The sequence below is a fragment of the Corynebacterium sp. HMSC27B11 genome (assembly GCF_001815985.1).
Taxonomy (GTDB): Bacteria; Actinomycetota; Actinomycetes; order Mycobacteriales; family Mycobacteriaceae; genus Corynebacterium.
The window spans coordinates 1-1,301 of sequence record NZ_KV823577.1 but is presented as its reverse complement, the minus strand read 5'-3'; the positions used below and the strand labels follow the sequence as shown (position 1 = coordinate 1,301).

1 protein-coding gene is annotated in these 1,301 nt (G+C 53.7%); it reads left to right on the top strand.

From position 1 onward, the window contains the following. Window positions 1-44: 44 nt before the first annotated feature. A protein-coding gene (locus tag HMPREF3097_RS09600; protein WP_141759450.1) for an IS3 family transposase occupies window positions 45-1,279 on the top strand; the annotation gives its coding sequence in 2 pieces (ribosomal slippage) (window positions 45-321 and window positions 321-1,279; 1,236 coding nt in all). Window positions 1,280-1,301 lie beyond the last annotated feature (22 nt).

Genomic DNA, 1,301 nt, shown 5'->3' with positions numbered 1-1,301 from the left:
GTCCCAGGTTTTGTTCCGTTTGAGTAGATGGGAAAATCTGGAACATGCCGAAGAAATTTGACCAGGATGCCAAGGATCGGGTGGTCCGCCTTGTTGAGGACCGCATCCTGGCGGAGGGGATCTCCATGCAGGAAGCGTGCAAGATCGTGGCCCCGAAACTGGGTGTCTCATGGCATACTGCCCGGCAGTGGGCTCAGGCGGCCCGTCGCGAAGGCAGGGCAATTGATCCTTTACCTGAAGATCTCGTTGCAGAGGTGGCCAAGCTGCGTCGTGAGAATCAGGAGCTTCGCGACACTAACGAGTTATTGAAGGCCGCGTCAGCTTTTTTCGTGTCGGAACTCGACCCCAAACGTCGGAAATGATCCAGTTCATCGATGAACACCGGGATCGTTTCACAGTCGAGTTCATCTGTCAGACGTTGAAGAGCAATCGGCAAGGTGGCTTCATTTCCTCACGCGGATACCGTCAGTCAAAAGCCCGGGGATTAAGTGCCCGCAGCCTTCGTGACGCCGCACTGACAAGGCATATTGCCGAGGTCCATGAAGAAAACTACGCAGTCTATGGTATCCGCAAGATGTGGCATGCTCTACGCCGTGAAGGAATCGACATCGGCCGTGAGCAAACCGCTCGCCTGATGCGCCTTGCTGGAGTCAGTGGAAAAGGTAAAGGCCGGTTGCCTGTGACAACTCGCAGGTCCAAGGGCTCGGATAATCGCCCTGACTTGGTGGGCCGTGATTTTCGTGCCGCTGGACCGAATCGGTTATGGGTGGCTGACATTACCTACGTCCGTACCGGTAATGGGTTCGTCTACACCGCTTTTGTCACCGATGTGTACTCCCGCAAAATTGTCGGATGGGCATTATCAGATACGATGCGCACGGAAGCGTTGCCACTACAAGCACTCAACCAGGCGATTGTATGCGCAAAGGAAACAACGGGACTGATTCACCATTCAGACCACGGCTCGCAGTATGTGAGCATTGTCTACAATGAGCGCCTTGCTGAGCATGGAATCACTGCCTCTACTGGGACAGTCGGTGACTCCTACGACAATGCTTTGGCCGAGAACGTCAACGGTTCTTACAAAAATGAGCTCATTCATAGGCGGTCGTGGACTGACGTGGTTGATGTTGAGATCGCGACGTTTGAGTGGGTCTCGTGGTGGAACGAATCACGGCTTCACCAAAGTCTCGGCTACCGTACGCCGACAGAGGTAGAAGCAGAGTTTTGGACTGGCAATCCAAATCACGAGAAAATAGAAATCAAGGCAAATGCCTAGGAACAAAACCCGGAGCACTTCA